Consider the following 19,545-nt stretch of genomic DNA (forward strand, 5'->3'; position numbering starts at 1 on the left):
GCGACTACGCGTCGCCGCCCGCCTCGCCGGCCTCCGCGGCCGCGACGTCCAGGAGCTGGTAACGGTCGATCGCCTGCTTCAGCAGCGAACGGTCGACCTTGCCCTCCTTCGCCAGCTCGGTGAGCACGCCGAGCACGATCGACTGCGCGTCGATGTGGAAGAAGCGGCGGGCCGCGCCCCGCGTGTCCGCGAAGCCGAAGCCGTCGGCGCCCAGCGACTGGTAGGTGCCGGGTACCCAGCGCGCGATCTGGTCGGGAACGGCACGCATCCAGTCGGAGACGGCCACCTTCGGACCCTCGGCGTCGGCGAGCTTCCGCGTCACGAACGGGACGCGCTGCTCCTCCTCCGGGTGGAGCAGGTTGTGCTCCTCGGCCTCCACCGCGTCGCGGCGCAGCTCGTTCCAGGAGGTCGCCGACCAGACGTCCGCCTTGACGTTCCAGTCGTCGGCCAGGATGCGCTGGGCCTCGATGGCCCACGGCACGGCCACGCCGGAGGCGAGGATCTGGGCCGCGTGCTCGCCCTTGTCGCCCTGGTTGACGCGGTACAGGCCCTTGAGGATGCCCTCCACGTCCACGTCCGCCGGCTCGGCCGGGTGCTGGATCGGCTCGTTGTAGACGGTGAGGTAGTAGAAGATGTCCTCACTGTTCTCGCCGTACATCCGGCGCAGACCGTCCTTGACGATGTGCGCGATCTCGTACCCGTACGCCGGGTCGTAGGCGACACACGCCGGGTTGGTCGAGGCGAGTAGCTGGGAGTGGCCGTCCGCGTGCTGGAGGCCCTCACCGGTCAGGGTCGTACGGCCGGCGGTCGCACCCAGCACGAAGCCGCGCGCGAGCTGGTCGGCCATCTGCCAGAACTGGTCACCGGTGCGCTGGAACCCGAACATCGAGTAGAAGACGTAGATCGGGATCAGCGGCTCGCCGTGCGTGGCGTAGGCGGAGCCCGCCGCGATCAGCGAGGCGGTGCAGCCGGCCTCGGAGATGCCGTCGTGCAGCATCTGGCCGGTCGGCGACTCCTTGTAGGCGAGCAGCAGTTCGCGGTCGACCGACTCGTAGATCTGGCCCAGCGGGTTGTAGATCTTCGCGGACGGGAAGAACGCGTCCATACCGAAGGTGCGGTACTCGTCCGGCGCGATCGGCACGAAGCGCTTGCCGATCTCCTTGTCCCGCATGAGGTCCTTCAGGACCCGCACGAACGCCATGGTCGTGGCGATCTTCTGCTGGCCGGAGCCCTTCTTCGCGCCCGCGTACGCCTTGTCGTCCGGCAGCGGCAGCGGCTTCGCGCGCACGACACGGGTCGGGACGTACCCGCCGTTCGCCTTGCGGCGGTCGTGCATGTACTGGATCTCTTCGGAGTCGCGGCCCGGGTGGTAGTACGGCGGGTTGCCGTCCTCCAGCTCCTTGTCCGAGATCGGCAGGTGCAGCCGGTCGCGGAAGCGCTTGAGGTCCTCGGCCGTCAGCTTCTTCATCTGGTGGGTCGCGTTGCGGCCCTCGAAGTTCGGACCGAGGGTCCAGCCCTTGACGGTCTGCGCGAGGATCACCGTCGGCTGGCCCTTGTGGGCCTTGGCCGCCGCGTACGCCGCGTAGATCTTCTTGTGGTCGTGACCGCCGCGGCCCAGGTGCTGGATCTGCTGGTCGGTCATGTTCTCGACCATCGCGCGCAGGCGGTGGTCGTCACCGAAGAAGTGCTCGCGGATGTACGCACCGGTCTCGGTCGCGTACGTCTGGAACTGGCCGTCCGGGGTGGTGTTCAGCTTGTTGACCAGGATGCCGTCGCGGTCCTGGGCCAGCAGCGGGTCCCAGCTCCGGTCCCACACCAGCTTGATCACGTTCCAGCCGGCGCCGCGGAACTGCGACTCCAGCTCCTGCATGATCTTGCCGTTGCCGCGGACCGGGCCGTCCAGGCGCTGCAGGTTGCAGTTGACCACGAAGGTCAGGTTGTCCAGGCCCTCACGCGCCGCGAGGGAGAGCTGGCCGAGCGACTCCGGCTCGTCCATCTCGCCGTCGCCGAGGTAGGCCCACACGTGCGAGTCGGAGGTGTCGGCGATGCCGCGCGCCTCCATGTAGCGGTTCATCCGGGCCTGGTAGATCGCGCCGAGCGGGCCGAGGCCCATCGAGACGGTCGGGAACTCCCAGAAGTCCGGCATCAGCCGCGGGTGCGGGTAGCTGGACAGGCCGTCGGGGAACTTCGACTTCTCCTGGCGGAAGGCGTCGAGCTGCTTCTCGGTGAGCCGGTCCAGGAGGTACGCACGGGCGTACACGCCGGGCGAGGCGTGGCCCTGGAAGAAGATCTGGTCGCCGCCCTTGCCGTCGTCCTTGCCCCGGAAGAAGTGGTTGAAGCCCACGTCGTACAGGGAGGCGGAGGACGCGAAGGTGGCGATGTGGCCGCCGACGCCGATACCGGGGCGCTGGGCCCGCGACACCATGACCGCGGCGTTCCACCGGGTCGCGTTCAGGATCTTGCGCTCGATCTCCTCGTTGCCGGGGAAGAACGGCTCGTCCTTGGTCGCGATGGTGTTGACGTAATCCGTGCTGCGCATCTCGGGCACGGCCACGCGCTTCTCGCGGGCCCGCTCGATCAGGCGGAGCATGAGGTAGCGGGCACGTTCCCGGCCTCGCTCATCGACGGCTGCGTCGAGCGAGTCGAGCCATTCCTGGGTCTCTTCGGGATCGAAGTCCGGGACCTGGCTGGGAAGGCCGCCAATGATGATCGGGTTGCGATCGGATCCGGAAGCCACGCTGTTCCTTCGCTGTTCGGTCTTGCTCTGCTTGGTGTCGCGCCGTCTTCCATCGTGTACCGGCTCACCGGGATACGTCATCTCTACCGGTGGGTAACCACCCCCTAAGAGACGGGCGCTCGCAGGCCGGTTTTTGAGGTCGGCCAAATCGCAACCATACGCCCACGCCGGAACCGGTCGCCGTACGGTCGTGCGAACCCCGAGAAGGGGTGCGGACGCCGGGTGGCGACCCCCAAAGAGCCCAGTCCCCTACCAAAACGTAATAAAGGCGATAAAAAGGTGTGGGCTGAATCACTTCCCGCCCGGTGTGCGGGGTCGCAGTTGCGGCGAGACGGCGGTAAACGTCACCGTTTCGACGGTCTCGGACGCCGGGTACTTGCGCGATCCGCCCGGCCCGTGTGGACTACGCCCAATGCCCCGCGCACGCGTGGGTGCAAGCCATTTACCGAAACATGACAGGAGGCAATCCGTGAGCGCGACCGCGGACCACGCGGAGGAGCGGACCAACCCGGCCATCAAGCTGGGGTTCGAGCCCGGACAGGTGGTCCAGGAGATCGGCTACGACGACGACGTCGAGCAGGAGCTCCGCGAAGCCATTGAGGCCGTGATCGGCCAGGAGATCGTTGACGAGGACTACGACGACGTCGCCGACGTCGTCGTGCTGTGGTTCCGCGATGACGACGGCGACCTCACGGACGCGCTGGTGGACGCCATCGGTCTGATCGACGAGGGCGGCGAGATCTGGCTGATGACGCCCAAGACCGGCCGCGACGGGTACGTCGAGCCGAGCGACATCAACGAAGCCGCCCAGACCGCCGGCCTGTCCCAGACCAGGAGCATCAACGCGGGCAAGGACTGGAGCGGCAGCCGCCTGGTCACCCCCAAGGCCGCCAAGTCGGGCAAGCGCTGAGCTGCGCCCCCACGTTCCGTACCGAGCCCTCCGCCGGATGATCCGGTGGGGGGCTCGGCGTGTACGCGCCGGCGCGTAGGGTTGGCCGCAACCTGTTGGAATCCGCCGGAGCGGACGCTGCCGGCGGTGCCCCGCGCCACACGCCGGTGACGGCGCCGGGCACGGCAAAGGCGTCCGCGCACGGTGTCTGCGAAGGGAACGGTCCCCATGGCGATCGAGGTCGGCTCGAAGGCTCCGGAGTTCGAGCTGAAGAACCAGCACGGTGAGCTGATCAAGCTCTCCGACTTCCGCGGCGAGAAGGCCGTCGTCCTCCTCTTCTACCCCTTCGCCTTCACCGGCGTGTGCACCGGCGAGCTGTGCGCCCTGCGCGACGAGCTGCCGAAGTTCGTCAACGACGACGTCCAGTTGCTGGCCGTCTCCAACGACTCGCCCTTCGCGCTGCGCGTCTTCGCCGAGCAGGAGGGCCTGGAGTACCCGCTGCTGTCGGACTTCTGGCCGCACGGCGAGGCCTCGCGGGCGTACGGCGTCTTCGACGAGGAGAAGGGCTGCGCGGTGCGCGGCACCTTCATCATCGACAAGGAGGGCGTGGTGCGCTGGACGGTCGTCAACGGCCTGCCCGACGCCCGTGACCTCAACGACTACCTCAAGGCGCTCGGCACCCTCTGATTCCCGCCGTGACCGGCTCCCGCCGCGACATCGGCGCGGTGTCCGTACCGCTACCTGTAATCGGTGGGAACCGGTCACTAGGATCAAATCGTTGATCTGATGCCATGCACGATGGGGGCGCAAAGCAATTCGTACCCCTCGAACCCAGGGAGGACTCGTGGGAGTCAGCCTCAGCAAGGGCGGAAACGTCTCGCTGACGAAGGAAGCCCCCAATCTGACCGCCGTGCTCGTCGGTCTCGGCTGGGACGCCCGTACCACCACCGGTACGGACTTCGACCTGGACGCCAGCGCGCTGCTGACCAACGACCAGGGCAAGGTCGCCAACGACCAGAACTTCGTGTTCTTCAACAACCTGAAGAGCCCGGACGGCTCGGTCGAGCACACCGGCGACAACACCACCGGTGAGGGCGAGGGCGACGACGAGGCCATCAAGGTGAACCTCGCCGGCGTGCCCGCCGACGTCGCCAAGATCGTGTTCCCGGTGTCCATCTACGACGCCGAGAACCGCCAGCAGAGCTTCGGCCAGGTCCGCAACGCCTACATCCGCGTCGTGAACCAGGCCGACGGCAACGAGCTCGCGCGCTACGACCTGAGCGAGGACGCCTCGACCGAGACCGCCATGGTCTTCGGCGAGCTGTACCGCAACGGCGCGGAGTGGAAGTTCCGGGCCATCGGCCAGGGCTACGCCTCGGGCCTGCGCGGGATCGCGCAGGACTTCGGCGTCAACGTCTGACCCGAGCCATCACCCTTCCGCACCCGGCGCCGTACCCCCCTGTCCCGGGGAGTACGGCGCCGGGCGCGCTTGAAGCCCGTACGCGGACCGTGCGGTCCCCGGATCCCGGCGCGCGGCGGACGCGCACCGCCCGGAGTCCCCGGGCGCGCCGTGAAGATGGCGTATCCCGGGCCGTGTCCGTGCCGTACGGAGCCTGTACGAACCCGTATGAAAGCCGTGGGCAACCGCGGCACCACCGTCACCGGGGAGGATGCGAACACCATGGGCGTCACGCTCGCAAAGGGAGGCAACGTCTCCCTCTCCAAGGCCGCTCCGAATCTCACGCAGGTCATGGTCGGCCTCGGCTGGGACGCGCGCTCGACCACGGGAGCGCCGTTCGACCTGGATGCCAGCGCGCTGCTGTGCAGGTCGGGGCGGGTGCTCGGCGACGAGTACTTCGTCTTCTACAACAATCTCAAGAGCCCGGACGGCTCGGTCGAGCACACGGGCGACAACCTCACGGGTGAGGGTGAAGGGGACGACGAGTCGATTCTCGTGGACCTCAGCGCGGTCCCCGAAGAGGTCGACAAGATCGTTTTTCCCGTCTCGATCCACGAGGCGGATGTCCGCGGCCAGAGCTTCGGCCAGGTCAGCAATGCGTTCATCCGCGTGGTCAACCAGGCGGACGGCAGCGAGCTGGCGCGCTACGACCTCAGCGAGGACGCCTCCAGCGAAACCGCAATGATCTTCGGTGAGGTCTACCGGTACAGCGGTGAATGGAAGTTCCGCGCGGTGGGCCAGGGGTACGCGTCGGGGTTGCGAGGCATCGCTCTAGACTTCGGGGTCAACGTTTCGTAAAGCGCCGCGCACTGCGCGCGGGGGACCCCATACAGCGAGGGATTGGGTTAGGCAGTGCTCCTGAGAACCTTTGGCTGGTCGTTCGCCGTCACGGCGGCCGGCCTGGCCTTGGCCGGCGTCCTCTGGGGGTGGCAGGGGCTAGCGATCGTCGGCATCCTGTCGATCCTGGAGATTTCGGTCTCGTTCGACAATGCGGTCATCAACGCCGGAATCCTGCGCAAGATGAACGCCTTCTGGCAGAAAATCTTTCTGACCGTCGGCATCCTCATCGCCGTCTTCGGCATGCGTCTGGTCTTCCCGGTCGTCATCGTCGCGGTCACCGCGAAGATCGGACCGCTTGAGGCCGTCAATCTGGCGATCAACGACAAGGCGCAGTACGAGCACCTGGTCACGGGGGCCCACCCGGCCATCGCGGCCTTCGGTGGCATGTTCCTCCTCATGATCTTCCTCGACTTCATCTTCGAGGAGCGCGAGCACAAGTGGCTGGGCTGGCTCGAACGCCCGCTGGCCAAAATGGGCAAGCTCGACATGCTGTCCGTCATCGTCGCGCTGGTCGTCCTGCTCGTCGTCGCCATGACGGTCGCCACCGACGTCGCGCACGGCGGCGGTGACAAGAGCGCGACCGTGCTCCTGTCCGGAGTCGCCGGCCTGCTCACGTACCTGGTCGTGGGCGGTGTCTCCGGCTACTTCGAGGACAAACTGGAGGAGGCCGAGGAAGCACAGGAGGCCGAGGACGCCGAGGACGACGGGAAGGGCTCCGCGGCGAAGCCCGCGGTGGCGGCCCAGGAAGCCGACCGGAACGGCGCTGCGTCCAAGCGCGGCTCCGTCTCGGGTGTGGGGCTCGCGGGCAAGGCCGCGTTCTTCCTGTTCCTCTACCTGGAGGTCATCGACGCGTCGTTCTCCTTCGACGGCGTCATCGGTGCCTTCGCCATCACCAACGACATCTTCGAGATGGCGCTGGGTCTGGGCATCGGCGCGATGTACATCCGTTCGCTGACGGTCTTCCTGGTACGCAAGGGGACCCTGGACGACTACGTCTACCTGGAGCACGGCGCGCACTACGCCATCGGCGCGCTGGCCGTCATCCTGCTCGCCACGATCAAGTACGAGATCAACGAGGTCATCACCGGCCTGGTCGGAATCGTCCTGATCGGGCTGTCGTTCTGGTCGTCCGTGCGCAAGAACCGGCAAGAGGGCAAGCCGGGGGAAGAATCCGCGGCAAAGTCGGAAGTTGCCTCCGGAGTGTGACGAGGGCCTGATTGAGGAACGCTCTCAGCGGGGCGGCCATGGAGTGCTCACTCCATGGCCGCCCCGCGGCCGTACCGGGCCGCGGGGCGGCCGGGACATTCCCGGGAGAACCGGTACAGCCGCGACACGCAGCAGTCGGGTCGCCGAGCCATCCGGGCGGGCGGCCTCCGGGTCGGATCGATGGGGTGGGCAAGGTGTCGTTCTTGGACAACTGGCGTCGGGGCGGGGCGCCGAAGTTCGAAGCCGGTGGCGCGTCGTACGTGGTCGAGCTGACCAAACGCAATCCGGTCGTCTCGCTGACGAAGCAGGGCGCGGCCTCCGGGCACCTGCGGGTCAACCTGTCCTGGCAGATGCGCACGACCGACATCGGGATGCGCAATTCGCAGCGCGGCGGCAGCCTGCTGCGCAACCCGGGCAAGATGTTCAAACCGGAGGTGGTGCAGGCCCAGGGGCCGGCGGTCGTCAAGATCGACCTGGACCTGGCCTGCCTGTACGAGCTCAAGGACGGCACCAAGGGCGTGGTGCAGCCGCTCGGCAACTTCCTGGGCGACATCAACGCCGCGCCGTACGTGAAGCTCAGCGGCGACGACCGGTTCGGCTCGCCCTCCGGCGAAACGCTCTACATCAACCTCGACCACCGCGACGAGATCAAGCGCCTGCTGATCTTCGTCTACATCTACGACGGCACACCGGCCTTCGACCGCACCCACGCCGTCGTGACGCTCTATCCGAGCAGCGGCCCCCGCGTGGAGATCGGCCTCGACGAACGCGCCCCACAGGCCCGCTCCTGCGCCATCTTCATGCTGGAGAACAACAAGGGCGACCTCACCGTCCGCCGCGAGGTGAAGTACGTCTACGGCTTCCAGTCCGAACTGGACCGCCTGTACGGCTGGGGGTTGCAGTGGGGGCGGGGGTATAAGTCGAAGGTTTGAGGTGGGGGTGGGGCTTGGGCTGAGGGGCGCCGTGGGCCCGAGGGCTGGGGGCGTGAGCCTGTGGGCCGTGGGCCGAGAGACCGTGGGTCGTGGGCTTGAGGGTCGAGAGTCCGTGGGCTGAGGGTCGTGGGCCGAGATTCCGGTGGCCGTGCTGAGGGTCGTGAGCGGAGGCGTGAGTCGGCGCTGGGAGCGTGCCGGGGAGTACGGGGCCGAGTGGGCCGGTTGGGCGGGGCGAGGGGAAACGTTACGGCTGGTGCGGGGCCTGGCGGGGGCCGGGGCTCGCGGCTGTGGTTTTGCCCGGCTGGCCCTGTGTTGCTTCGATCTTCGGTGGCTCGGTGGCTCGGTGGCTCGGTGGCCCGGCGGGGCAGCGGCTCGACGGCCTATCCCGCTGGCCGATCGGCTGTGGACCAGGTGTGGGCCAGCCGTTGGCCGGGCGTGGGCTCCGGCCGTGCGCGGGCAGGCGCTTGCTTGCGGGTAGGCGCCTGAGGGGCTCTCCATTCTCCACACGCCGCCGAGCGAGCCCGGGAGGGCATGCCGCCGCCCCGGCCGGCCCGAACAAAGCCGTCGCCGGGCGTCACAACCCCTTGCGCGGTGACGGGTGAGCGGATGACGGCGAGCGGTGACCCGCTGCCGCCGCCCGCCCGTCAGCGGTGCTGGAACTGCGGCCCCTGCGGCGGCAGGACGAAGTTCGGGTCCAGCCCGGGGCCAGGCGGCTGCTGCGGGTAACCGTAGGCCGGAGGCGCCGGGACGGCCGGAGCCATGGGACCCGTCGGATACGGCTGGTGCTGAGGCTGAGGCTGGTGTTGCTGCGGAGGCTGCGGATAGCCGTACGAGGGCTGCGGCTGCTGCGGCATCGGACCGGGGTACCCGTACGCGGGCTGGGCCGGGGGCTGCGTCGGAGGCGGCGGGATGTTCGGAGCGTGCTGCGGATAGCCGTACCCCCCACCGGCGGGCTGCGGTGGAGGCGGGAACGCCGCAGCAGGCGCAGCCGCGTGCGGGGCGGTCGCGGGCGGAGCGGTGGGCGGCGACAGCGGAAACGAGTCCGGTTCTGACGAGGCTTCGGAGTCCGGGGCCGGCGCCTGGCCTGCGGCGGGGGACGGGACCGGTGCCGGCACCTGATTCGGGCCAGAGCCCGGACTCTGGCTCGGACTCGGGTCGGGAAGGTGCTGTGTCGCGGCCTCAGGGCTGGCGGAGGCCGCCGCAGGCCCCTCCGCCTCGCCGGACCCGGCCCCGGTGCCGGCACCGGAACCGGAACCGTCAGCCGGCGCGGTGGCGGCCGACGACGCGGCGGCCGCGGGACCGGCTGCCGCACCGGCTTCCTGCCCCGCTGACTCGTCCTCTTCCTCCACCGAGATCCCGAACTCGGTGGCCAGGCCGATCAGCCCGTTCTCGTACCCCTGCCCGAGCGCGCGGAACTTCCACCGGTCTCCGCGCCGGTACAACTCGCCGCAGATCAGGGCCGTCTCCTTGCCCGTCTCCGGCACTACGTCGAAGACCGCGACCGGCTCGTCGTCCGGCGAGGAGGCGTCGTGCAGCAGGACGCGCAGATCCCGTACGTGCGCGAAGGTGCCGCCGTCCGCCGACGCGGTGAGCATGACACGGTCCACCGACGCATCGAGTCCGGACAGGTCCGCCTCGATGGTGTCCGCCACTCCGTCGGCCAGTTGCGTCTTCGGCAGGTGCCGCACCAGCCCGCTGGGGTGCCGTGGCTGGTTGTAGAAGACGAAGTCCGCATCGGAACGCACGCGTCCGTCGGCACCGAGGAGCAGGGCCGAGGCATCGACATCGGGCACCCCCGCGCCGGGGGCCCAGCGCAGTACGGCCCGGACCGCCGTGGCGTCGAGGGGTACGTTGGACCCTTTCAGCATCGCGTGCGTCATGTCCGTAATCCTGCCTTCCCGGAGGTCGGGGGGACAACGCGGGGGCCGTCCCGGCGTGGCCCGCTCGGTGTCCGCGACACCTGGCCGCCGTGTGCGGGTCACGTGCTTTTCACATGGTCGGGAACTTTCTCCTCGCGGCCGCACGTACGATTACCGGCCGGATCCAGACAGCGAGTCGCCGCGGGGTGGCCCCGGCCCCGCCTGCTCACGGGGAGTTCTATGCGTCACTTTGGGCATCTTGCGCCCGATATCCGGAACGCTTTGTTCCACCAGGAGCCGGTCGAGTTCACCGCCGACTCCCCGCCCGGCATGCTCTCGGTCGCCCTCGGCGCAACGCTCTACAGCCCGGCCACCCGTCCACGGCTCGCCGAGGACATCGTCAAACAGGCCGGACGCGGAGTGGTCTCCATGGTGCTGTGCCTGGAGGACTCCATCAGCGACGCGGACGTGGCCGCCGGTGAGGAGAATCTCGTACGGCAGTTCGCGGCCCTCGGCGCGGAGGCCGAGAACGGTACGGCCCTCCCGCTGCTGTTCATCCGGGTGCGCGCCGCCGCGCAGATACCCGACCTGGTGCGCCGACTGGGCCGTGACGTTCGGCTGTTGTCCGGATTCGTACTGCCCAAGTTCACCGAGGAGCGCGGCGTCCCGTTCTTGGAGGCGCTGACCGGCGCGGAGGAGGAGTGCGGTCGACGGCTGTTCGCCATGCCGGTGCTCGAATCGCCCGATCTGCTCCACCTGGAGAGCCGCGGCGAGACACTGCGGGGCATCGCGCGCACGGTGGACAAGTACCGTGACCGCATCCTGGCCCTGCGTCTCGGCGTCACCGACTTCTGCTCGGCCTACGGCCTGCGCCGGGCCCCCGACATGACCGCGTACGACGTGCAGATCGTCGCCTCCGTGATCGCGGACGTGGTGAACGTCCTCGGCCGAGCGGACGGCACCGGTTTCACGGTCACCGGCCCGGTGTGGGAGTACTTCCGGCTGCACGAGCGGATGTTCAAGCCCCAGTTGCGGCAGAGCCCCTTCCTCGGCCGAGCGGAGGAACTCCGGACGGCCTTGATCGAACATGACATGGACGGCCTGCTGCGCGAGATCGAACTCGACCGCGCGAACGGCCTGCAGGGCAAGACCTGCATCCACCCCTCGCACGTGGCACCGGTGCACGCCCTCTCGGTCGTCAGCCATGAGGAGTTCAGCGACGCCGTGGACATCCTGCGGCCCGAACGCGGCGCCGGCGGCGTGCTGCGCTCCGCGTACACGAACAAGATGAACGAGATCAAGCCGCACCGTGCCTGGGCCGAACGGACTCTCCTGCGCGCCGAGGCGTTCGGTGTCGCCCGCGAGGGCGTCGGCTTCGTGGAACTGCTGGCGGCCGGCCTTCCGCCCACCTGAGACGGCGAACGGTTCGAGCCTGGCGGTCACCGCCCCACCGGGCCGACGACGTCCGGGAAGCAACGGACGATGACGACGGCGGAAGAGACGAAGGAGACGGGCACAGTGGTGTGGACGGGAGAGTGGGTCGCCCAGCGGCTCGGTGTCTCGCTGAGCGGTGGGGCGGAGCTGCCCAGACTGCTCGGGCTGGCGCTGCGGCGCAATCCCAAGCGGGCTCACCTGCTCGTGTCGAACGTGCTCGGCAAGCACGTACCGCAGCGGCCGGACACGGTCTACGGCGCGGGCCTCGGGCTCGGACGCCAGGTCCGTGAACTGCTCGGCGACACCGAGGCGGCGCGCGCCGTCGTCCTGGGATACGCCGAGACCGCCACCGGACTCGGGCACAGCGTGGCCGACGGACTGGCCCTCGCGCCCTATCTGCACTCCACGCGACGGCCGGTCGCGGGGGTCGAGCAGGCGGGCGGCTTCGAGGAGGAACACAGCCACGCGACCTCGCACCTGCTGCTCCCGGAGGACCCGGCGCTGCTGGCCGGCGACGGCCCCCTGGTCCTCGTCGACGACGAGTTCTCCACCGGTCGCACGGTTCTGAACACCATCAAGGCGCTGCACGCCCGCTTCCCCCGCGAGCGGTACGTCGTCGTCGCCCTGGTCGACATGCGCTCGGACACGGACCGCGATCACCTGCGGAAGTTCGCCGCGGACCTCGGCGCACGGGTCGACCTCATCGCCCTGGCCGCCGGCGGCGTACACCTCCCGCCCGATGTCCTCGAACGCGGCCAAGCGCTCGTAGCCGCCCATCAGGAGACGGCGCCCGAGCCCGCACCGACGCCCGCGAACCGGGCTTCGGGCACCACGGTGGCCGACGCCTGGGAGGGCGACAGCGGCGGGAGCGGCAACAGCCGTAGGGCCGAGGGCACGGCCTCGGATTCGCCGGCGGCTCCGAGCGAACCGGTGCAGGCCGTACGGATCGACCTCGGCTGGCCGGAGGGCGTGCCGGACGGTGGGCGCCATGGCTTCACCGCCGCCCACCGGTCCCGACTGGAGACGGCGCTTCCCGGCATGGCGGCCCGGATCGCCGACGGGCTCACCGGCGCCCGCCGGGTGCTGGTCCTCGGCAACGAAGAGCTGATGTACGCGCCGCTGCGCCTCGCCGGAGCCCTGGACGCCGGTACATCTGCCGAGGTGTACTTCTCGACCACCACCCGCTCCCCGGTCCTCGCCGTGGACGACCCGGGCTACGCCATACGGACCCGGCTGGCCTTCCCCGCCCACGACCGGCCGGCTGACGGACCGGGGGAGCGGTACGCGTACAACGTCGCGCCCGGCGCGGACCCGCAGCGGCGCTTCGACGCGGTCGTCGCCGTCACCGACTCGCACGGCGACACCCCGGAACTCCACTCTGCCGACGGCCTCCTGGGCCGGCTCGCCGCCCACACCGACCGGCTGCTGCTCGCCGTCATCCCTTCCTACACACCGGCGGACCCGTTGCCGCAAACGCCGGAGTCCGCCCCGAAGCCCACGCTCCACGTCACGCGACGACAGGTCTGACCGATGCCCCTCCCCGAGCCGCTGCGCGGCCCCGCCTTCTCCTCCTACGCCCCCGACGAGGTCGGTTGGCTGCTCCAGGACCTGTCCTCGATCACCCTCGAAGCGCCGACGGAGGAGCGCGAGGAAGCGATACAAGCAGGTGGCGCCCACTACGCCGAGTCGCTGCCCGTCGAATACCAGCCGAGCGAGCGGTACCAGGCGCTGTTCCACAGTGCTCTGGAGACCTCGGCCGGCCGCATCGCGCAGGCGGTCGGCGCCGTCACCGAAACGGTGATCGCCGAGCGCTCCGCCCGTCCGGTACTGGTCTCGCTGGCCCGCGCGGGCACCCCGGTGGGCGTTCTGATGCGCCGCTGGGCCCTGCACGCCCACGGGCTCGACCTGCCGCACTACGCGGTCTCGATCGTGCGCGGCCGCGGTATCGACACCACCGCACTGCGCTGGCTCGCCGCCCACCACGACCCGGCGGACGTCGTCTTCGTCGACGGCTGGACGGGCAAGGGCGCCATCACCCGGGAACTTGCCCAGGCGCTGCGCGACTTCCCCGGCTTCGACCCGCGGATCGCCGTCCTCGCCGACCCCGGCGGCTGCGTGGACACCTACGGCACCCGCGACGACTTCCTCATCCCCTCGGCGTGCCTCAACTCGACCGTGTCCGGCCTCATTTCGCGCACCGTACTTCGCGACGATCTGGTCGGCCCCGACGACTTCCACGGCGCCAAGTTCTACCGGGACCTCGCGCCGTCCGACCTGTCGCGTGTGCTCATCGACACCGTCGCGGCGCGGTTCGACGAAGTCGCCGAGCAGGTCGCGATCGACGTGAAGGAACTGGCCGCGGCCGACCGGACACCCACCTGGGCTGGCTGGGCCGCGGTCGAGCGGATCAGCGAGGCGTACGGCATCCACGACGTCAACCTCGTCAAGCCGGGTGTCGGAGAGACCACGCGGGTACTGCTCCGGCGCGTCCCCTGGAAGATTCTGGCCCGGCGCGGCGCCGGAGCGGACCTGGATCATGTGCGTCTCCTGGCTGAACAGCGGGGCGTCCCCGTCGAAGAGGTCGACGGACTCCCCTACACCTGTGTCGGTCTGATTCACCCCCGCTTCACGCGGGGCGCTACGGGTGCGGACGGCAAGGCGGTGACCGCGCCGTGAGCACGATCGTCGCCAGCGACCTGGACCGCACCCTGATCTATTCGGCCGCCGCACTGGACCTGGCCGTGCCCGACGCCGAGGCGCCCCGCCTCCTCTGCGTCGAGGTGTACGAGCACAGACCGCTCTCCTACATGACGGAGACGGCGGCGGAGCTGCTCGCCGCTCTCGCCGACGCCACCACGTTCGTCCCCACGACCACGCGCACCCGCGAGCAGTACGGACGCATCCACCTCCCGGGCCCCGCACCGCGGTTCGCCATCTGTGCGAACGGCGGGCACCTGCTCGTCGACGGAGAGTCCGACCAGGACTGGCAGCGCACCGTCGCCGCCCGACTGAGCGCGGAGTGCGCAACGCTCGACGAGGTCCGTGCGTACTTGTTGCGGACCGCTGACCCGGCCTGGATGCTCAAGGAACGCGTGGCCGAGGACCTCTTCGCCTACCTCGTCGTCGAGCGCTCGCTGCTGCCGCAGACCTGGGTCAAGGAACTCGCCGAGTGGGCGGATGCCCGGGGCTGGACCGTCTCGCTCCAGGGACGGAAGGTCTACGCCGTGCCGAAGCCGCTCACCAAGAGCGCCGCCGTCGCCGAAGTCGTCCGCCGGACCGGCGCCTCGCAGGTCCTCGCCGCCGGCGACTCGCTGCTGGACGCCGACCTGCTGCTTGCCGCGGACCGCGGATGGCGTCCCGGCCACGGTGAACTGGCGGACTCCGGGTGGAGCGCTTCCCACGTCACCGCGCTGGACGCGCGCGGAGCCGTGGCGGGCGAGGAGATCCTGCGGGCGTTCACCCGCGGCGTCGCTGCCCCCCTCCGCTCTTGCTGAGCCGTACGACGAGGAAGGCCAGGACCGCCAGCACGGCGGCCACCAGCACCACCTTCGAATACGCGTCCACATAGCCGGTCACCTCCTCCCAGTTCTCACCGAGCGCGAAGCCGGCGAGGACGAAGATCGCATTCCAGATCAGGCTGCCGAGAGTGGTCAGGACGAGGAAGGCCGGTATCGACATCCGCTCGATACCGGCCGGCACCGATATCAGGCTGCGGAAGATCGGCACCATCCGGCCGAAGAAGACCGCCTTGTTGCCGTGCCGCTGGAACCAGCGCTCCGTCTTCTCGACGTCGGAGACCTTGACCAGCGGCAGCTTGGCCGCGATCGCGAGCATCCGGTCCCGGCCGAGCAGCGCGCCCACGCCGTAAAGAGCAAGGGCCCCGAGGACCGACCCGAGCGTCGTCCACAGCAGAGCGGAGAACAGAGTCATCCGGCCTTGGCCCGCCGCGAAGCCCGCCAGGGGCAGGATCAGCTCGCTGGGCAGGGGCGGGAAGAGGTTCTCGGCGGCGATGGCCAAGCCGGCGCCCGGCGCGCCGAGCGTGTCCATGAGTCCGGTGATCCAGCTGGTTTCAGCGTGTTCGTTCATGCTTCGACGCTAGAAATTCGCGGACACCGGCACATTGCGGAAAACCGCACGGAACACTGCGGTTTTCCGCAGTGCGGCGGTGCCGGCGCAGCCACTAGCGTTTCGATCATGCGGGGGATGGCACGGCGCGGGATGCGCCTCACAGTCGGGTTGTTGGTCGGCGCGGGCACGGTGGCGGTCGAGCTGCCGTTCATCGTGCTCTCGGGAATCGCGCTGCTCTGCGTTTTCGTCTGGCCGCGCGGGAGACGCAGGGTGCTGGAGCCGGTGATGGCCGTGGCCCGGTGGCTCATCGAGTCGGCGCGCCGCCGCCTGCAGTTCGGCGGTGCCGACTTCGCCTACGGGTACGACGACGAGCGGGCGCTCAAGTACCTCGCGGTCCGCTGGCTCTTGGGGCTTCTCGGCGCGGGTGTGGTCTTCGCCGCGCTCACGGGGGCGACCATAGTCCTCTGGGCATCGACGGTATGGACGTTCACCCATGTCGAGCATCCGGTCGACGTCGCGGAGACCGGCGTGGGCGCCCTCTTCCTGCTCTTCCTCAGTCTGCAGGCGGTGTTCGGGGTGGCGGCCCTGGAAGCCCGGCTGGCACGGCACTTCCTCGGCCCCACACACGAGAAAGAACTGAAACGCCGGGTCGCGGAACTGGCCTCCAGCCGAGCCGGGGTCGTCGCGGCGGTCAACGACGAACGCCGCCGCATCGAGCGCGACCTGCACGACGGTGTCCAACAGAGACTGGTGGCCCTCGGAATGCTGCTCGGCCGCGCGGTGCGCAGCAAGGACGAGGTCCATGCGGTCGAACTGCTCCGGCAGGCCCACGCCGAAAGCCGCCAGGCCCTGACCGAGTTGCGCGAGGTCGCCTGGCGTATCTATCCGACGGTGTTGGACGAAGCAGGCTTGCAGGCCGCTCTGGAAACCGTCGCGGAGCGTTCAGCGGTCCCGGTCCGGCTGACCTGGCGCCTCACCCGGGAGCCCGAGGCCGCCGTGGCGACCGTCGCCTACTTCGTCGTTTCCGAAGCGGTGACCAATGCGGTGAAACACTCCTGTGCGGAAGGGATAACCGTCACCGTCGACCGGAACGAGAACATCCTGTCCGTCCGGATCCAGGACGACGGCTGGGGTGGTGCGAATGCCTCGGGAAGCGGGCTGATCGGGCTGGCGCGCCGGGTCGCCGCCCTGGACGGCCGGTTACGGGTGGACAGCCCGGTCGGCGGACCCACCACGATCACCGCGGAGTTGCCGTGCGCGTAGTACTTGCCGACGATTCGACCCTGCTGAGGGAGGGCCTGGTGCGCCTGCTGACGGAAGAGGACCACGAGGTGACAGCCGCGGTCGCGGATGCCGCCGAACTGATGACCGTGCTGGAGCGCGCACCGGCGGAGCAGCGGCCCGACGTGGTGGTCGTGGACGTACGGATGCCTCCCACGCACACGGACGAGGGGCTGCGAGCGGCGGTGCAGATCCGTGAGCGCTGGCCGGATGTCGGCGTGCTCGTCCTCTCGCAGTATGTCGAGCGGCGGTACGCCACCGAACTGCTGACGGAGGACAGTGAAAGCGTCGGCTATCTGCTCAAGGACAGAGTCGTACAGGTGGACGAGTTCTTGGACGCGCTGGAGCGGGTGGGCTCGGGCAAGGCGGCCTTCGACTCGGAGGTCGTACGCGTCCTGTTCTCCCGCAGCAGCCGCACCGATCCGCTGAACTCGCTCACGGCACGTGAGCGTGAGGTGCTCGCCCAGATGGCCGAAGGCCACACCAACGCCGCCATCGCCGGGAGGCTGCACATTTCGCAGAGCGCGGTGGAGAAGCACACCAACGCGATCTTCGACAAGCTCGGTCTGGCGGGCACTTCGGGCTACTCTCGCCGCGTCCTGGCCGTTCTGCGCTATCTGGGGACCTGAGGAGCACCGGTGACCAAGAGCAAATCCACCGCGATCACGGAGGAGCTGTACGACTACGTCCTCGCGCACAACCCGCCGCTGGACGCCGTCCAACGGAAGCTGGTGGAGACCACCTACCAGCACTTCCCTGACGAGGCACAGATGCAGTCGGCCCAGGAGCAGGGCCCGCTGCTGGCCTTCCTGGTCCGTCTGTGCGGTGCGCGTCGCATCGTGGAGGTCGGCACCTTCACCGGCTTCTCCACCCTGGCGATGGCCCAGGCCCTGCCTCCGGACGGCAAGCTGATCGCCTGCGACGTGTCCGAGGAATGGACGGCATACGGACGTGAAGCGTGGGAGAGAGCCGGTGTGGCGGACCGGATCGACCTGCGCATCGCACCGGCACTGGGCACCCTGCGATCGATGCCCGCCGAGCCGCACATCGACTTCGCCTACCTGGACGCGGACAAGGGCAACTACATCCCCTACTGGGAAGAGTTGGTGCCGCGCCTTCGGTCAGGTGGGTTGATCGTCGCGGACAACGTCCTCTTCGGCGGCACCGTCACCGACCCGCAGGCGACAGGCGCAGCCGCGGCGATCAGGGAGTTCAACGACCACGTCATGGCGGACCAGCGGGTGGAGGCGGTGATACTCACCGTGGCAGACGGACTGACGGTGGCACGCAAGCTGTGACGGCTGGGTGCGGGTGCGGACCCCGGAGCGACCGCCGGCAAGCCGAAGCCATCGGTGCCACCGGGCCCGCGGGGCCACCGGTGTCACTGGCATCGCCGGTGCCACCGGAACTACCGGTGACCGGTGCTAACCGCAGCACCCGCCTCCGCAGCAGCCACCGCCTGAGCCGCCACCGGGGGCCGGGGCAGGAGCGGTGGCCGAGCCGCCGACGGCGACCGTGGAGAGCAGCTTGACCGTGTCCTCGTGCCCGTCCGGGCAGGTGGCCGGGGCGGAGGACTCGGCCATCGGGCGGTTCAGCTCGAAGGTCGAGCCGCAGGAACGGCAGCGGTATTCGTAACGAGGCATGGCGACAGATTAGCCCGCGAGTGGGGGAGAGGGGGCGGGGCATGGGGAGGAAGCGGTCCGGGTCAACGTACGACGGTGCCGGGAGGTGCGCCGAGGAGGTTCAGTTCAGCTCGGGTGGGAGCGCCCTCCCAGTCACCCGGCGAGGCCACCGCGAAGGCGCCGGTCGTCACGCCCCGTTCGAGGCGCCCGGCGATCCCTTCGCCGTCCAGCAGAGCGGAGAGGTACCCCGCCACGAAGGCGTCACCGGCGCCGACCGCGTCCACGGCCTGCACGGCTACGGCCGGCTGGTACAGCGAGTCGCCACCAGCGTCCTGCGCGTCGCTCGGAGCCTCCGTAGAAGGTGTGCAGCTTGTGCTCCCGGCCGGAGCGCCAGGGTGGGACGGGCGTGCGTAAGAGGTGGCACCGGCCGAGCCGAGTTTGACGGCGACCTCCTGAACGCCCGCCGAAAGCAAGGTACGAGCTCGCGCGCCGGTGTCGGTCGGGGAGCCGGGCGGGAGGCACAGCGGCAGCTCGTCGGCCGAGGCGATCAGGAGGTTCACGTACGGCATCCAGTCCTGCAATACCGCCGACGCCTGGTCGGCCGACCACAACCGTGCGCGGTGGTTCACGTCGAGGCACACCAGGGTGCCGTGGTCGCGGGCCAGTCGAAGGGAATGCATCGAGGCCGCGCGGGCGGTGGGGATCAACGCCGGGGTGATGCCGGTCAGGTGGAGAACCCGAGGTACGGCGGTGGCGAAGGCCCGGTCGAGGATGCCCGGAGTCAGGCGAGAGCCGGCCGAGCCCGTGCGGTAGTAGTGCACCCGTGTCAGGTCCGGCAGTCGTGGCTCGAAGAGGATCAGGCCGGTCGGAGCCCCGGCGTCCTTCCAGGCTCCGGAGACGTCCACCGCTTCCGCCCGCAGGGTACGGAGCACGAGGTCCCCGACCTCGTCGTCCCCGACCGCGCCCACCCAGCGCACGGTGTGGCCGAGCCGGGCGAGACCGATGGCGACATTGCTCTCGGCGCCCGCGATGGAGACGTTCATCGTGCCGCCCAGCTTCAGGGGGCCGCTGCCGCGCAGCGCCACCATGGTTTCACCGAAGGTGAGGACGCTGCCGCCGCCACACGCGCCCACGCTGTCACCCGGGCCCACGCTGTCGCCCGCGCCGCCACCCGGGTCGACTCCAGCACTCGGGCCGGGCCCGGCGCCGTCGGACGTA

General features: G+C 69.6%; 16 protein-coding genes and 1 pseudogene. 12 read left to right on the forward strand and 5 right to left on the reverse strand.

Annotation, left to right across the window (positions count from 1 at the left end):
• Positions 1-4: 4 nt before the first annotated feature.
• Entirely contained in the window at positions 5-2,737 is a 2,733-nt protein-coding gene (gene aceE, locus EJG53_RS28215) for a pyruvate dehydrogenase (acetyl-transferring), homodimeric type (protein WP_125047231.1), read from the reverse strand.
• A 469-nt stretch (positions 2,738-3,206) separates the two neighbouring features.
• On the opposite strand from aceE, the gene EJG53_RS28220 reads away from it, so the two are divergent.
• The 6 genes from EJG53_RS28220 (at position 3,207) to EJG53_RS28245 (ending at position 8,063) form a co-directional block, all read left to right on the forward strand.
• Entirely contained in the window at positions 3,207-3,647 is a 441-nt protein-coding gene (locus EJG53_RS28220; RefSeq protein ID WP_031003510.1) for a DUF3052 domain-containing protein, read from the forward strand.
• A 207-nt stretch (positions 3,648-3,854) separates the two neighbouring features.
• Positions 3,855-4,313, forward strand: a complete 459-nt coding sequence (locus EJG53_RS28225; protein WP_031003511.1) for a peroxiredoxin — start codon at positions 3,855-3,857, stop codon at positions 4,311-4,313.
• A 157-nt stretch (positions 4,314-4,470) separates the two neighbouring features.
• Positions 4,471-5,046: a TerD family protein gene (locus EJG53_RS28230; RefSeq protein WP_030023139.1), complete on the forward strand. Its 576-nt coding sequence runs from the start codon at positions 4,471-4,473 to the stop codon at positions 5,044-5,046.
• 261 nt (positions 5,047-5,307) lie between these two features.
• The gene (locus EJG53_RS28235; protein WP_125049650.1) at positions 5,308-5,883 is read left to right on the forward strand and encodes a TerD family protein; all 576 of its coding nucleotides are present in this window, start codon (positions 5,308-5,310) and stop codon (positions 5,881-5,883) included.
• 54 nt (positions 5,884-5,937) lie between these two features.
• Positions 5,938-7,131, forward strand: coding sequence for a DUF475 domain-containing protein (locus EJG53_RS28240; RefSeq protein ID WP_125047232.1), 1,194 nt, complete (start codon positions 5,938-5,940; stop codon positions 7,129-7,131).
• A 194-nt stretch (positions 7,132-7,325) separates the two neighbouring features.
• A complete protein-coding gene (locus EJG53_RS28245) occupies positions 7,326-8,063 on the forward strand; it encodes a TerD family protein (protein ID WP_125047233.1) in 738 nt (245 codons plus the stop codon).
• A gap of 644 nt (positions 8,064-8,707) precedes the next feature.
• Here EJG53_RS28245 and EJG53_RS28250 read toward each other — a convergent pair.
• Positions 8,708-9,943 carry a TerD family protein gene (locus tag EJG53_RS28250; protein WP_125047234.1) on the reverse strand — a complete coding sequence of 412 codons (1,236 nt, stop codon included), beginning with the start codon at positions 9,941-9,943 and terminating at the stop codon, positions 8,708-8,710.
• A gap of 219 nt (positions 9,944-10,162) precedes the next feature.
• Here EJG53_RS28250 and EJG53_RS28255 point away from each other — a divergent pair, with 219 nt between their 5' ends.
• The 3 genes and pseudogenes from EJG53_RS28255 to EJG53_RS28265 all read left to right on the forward strand — a co-directional run bounded on the left by EJG53_RS28255 (position 10,163) and on the right by EJG53_RS28265 (position 14,850).
• Complete coding sequence (locus tag EJG53_RS28255; RefSeq protein ID WP_125047235.1) at positions 10,163-11,335, forward strand: HpcH/HpaI aldolase/citrate lyase family protein; 1,173 nt, start codon at positions 10,163-10,165, stop codon at positions 11,333-11,335.
• A gap of 69 nt (positions 11,336-11,404) precedes the next feature.
• A pseudogene (locus tag EJG53_RS28260) lies at positions 11,405-14,032 on the forward strand (phosphoribosyltransferase).
• Positions 14,029-14,850: an HAD family hydrolase gene (locus tag EJG53_RS28265; protein ID WP_125047236.1), complete on the forward strand. Its 822-nt coding sequence runs from the start codon at positions 14,029-14,031 to the stop codon at positions 14,848-14,850. Before EJG53_RS28260 ends, EJG53_RS28265 begins: the two are co-directional and overlap by 4 nt.
• On the opposite strand, the gene EJG53_RS28270 is transcribed toward EJG53_RS28265, so the two are convergent.
• Positions 14,813-15,442, reverse strand: a complete 630-nt coding sequence (locus EJG53_RS28270) for a DedA family protein (RefSeq protein ID WP_125047237.1) — start codon at positions 15,440-15,442, stop codon at positions 14,813-14,815. The genes EJG53_RS28265 and EJG53_RS28270 overlap by 38 nt on opposite strands.
• Positions 15,443-15,550: 108 nt before the next feature.
• Between EJG53_RS28270 and EJG53_RS28275 the strand changes: the two genes are divergently transcribed.
• The 3 genes from EJG53_RS28275 to EJG53_RS28285 are packed head-to-tail and all read left to right on the forward strand — an operon-like array spanning position 15,551 to position 18,003.
• The gene (locus EJG53_RS28275; RefSeq protein WP_244955372.1) at positions 15,551-16,687 is read left to right on the forward strand and encodes a sensor histidine kinase; all 1,137 of its coding nucleotides are present in this window, start codon (positions 15,551-15,553) and stop codon (positions 16,685-16,687) included.
• The gene (locus EJG53_RS28280; RefSeq protein WP_125047238.1) at positions 16,678-17,334 is read left to right on the forward strand and encodes a response regulator transcription factor; all 657 of its coding nucleotides are present in this window, start codon (positions 16,678-16,680) and stop codon (positions 17,332-17,334) included. The genes EJG53_RS28275 and EJG53_RS28280 overlap by 10 nt, the downstream gene beginning before the upstream one ends.
• A gap of 9 nt (positions 17,335-17,343) precedes the next feature.
• Entirely contained in the window at positions 17,344-18,003 is a 660-nt protein-coding gene (locus tag EJG53_RS28285) for an O-methyltransferase (RefSeq protein ID WP_125047239.1), read from the forward strand.
• Positions 18,004-18,129: 126 nt separating this feature from the next.
• On the opposite strand, the gene EJG53_RS28290 is transcribed toward EJG53_RS28285, so the two are convergent.
• The gene (locus EJG53_RS28290; RefSeq protein WP_031003538.1) at positions 18,130-18,348 is read right to left on the reverse strand and encodes an FmdB family zinc ribbon protein; all 219 of its coding nucleotides are present in this window, start codon (positions 18,346-18,348) and stop codon (positions 18,130-18,132) included.
• Between the two features lie 62 nt (positions 18,349-18,410).
• A complete protein-coding gene (locus EJG53_RS28295) occupies positions 18,411-19,415 on the reverse strand; it encodes a sugar kinase (RefSeq protein WP_244955687.1) in 1,005 nt (334 codons plus the stop codon).
• Positions 19,416-19,545 lie beyond the last annotated feature (130 nt).

Origin of the sequence: Streptomyces chrestomyceticus JCM 4735 (assembly GCF_003865135.1) — a bacterium.
Classification (GTDB): domain Bacteria; phylum Actinomycetota; class Actinomycetes; order Streptomycetales; family Streptomycetaceae; genus Streptomyces; species Streptomyces chrestomyceticus.